Annotated in this window: 1 protein-coding gene; it reads right to left on the reverse strand. The window is 55.3% G+C overall.

The window, feature by feature from the left end; translation table 11 throughout:
• A partial coding sequence (locus ACOSDR_RS20360; protein WP_420732368.1) for an HD domain-containing protein occupies positions 1 to 227 on the reverse strand: 227 nt, incomplete at its 3' end.
• Positions 228 to 255 lie beyond the last annotated feature (28 nt).

Below are 255 nucleotides of genomic sequence, written 5' to 3' on the forward strand. Positions count from 1 at the left end.
TCAACGGTATCGTGCAACAATCCTGTGATGATGGAGGCGCAATCCAGCCGCTTGTCGCTTAACAGGCCTGCGACTTCGACCGGATGTGAAAAATAGGGATCGCCGCTGGCGCGCTTTTGATTGCCATAGGCCTTCACGGTGAAGACATAGGCGCGGTTCAGTGCGTCTTCATCCGCACCGGGCTCATAGGCTTTTACACGTTCGACCAACTCGTATTGACGCATCATGGCGCGGGGGACGTCCTACAGAACTTAC

This window comes from Hwanghaeella sp. 1Z406, assembly GCF_048892425.1.
In the GTDB taxonomy this organism is placed as follows: domain Bacteria; phylum Pseudomonadota; class Alphaproteobacteria; order UBA8366; family Aestuariispiraceae; genus Pacificispira.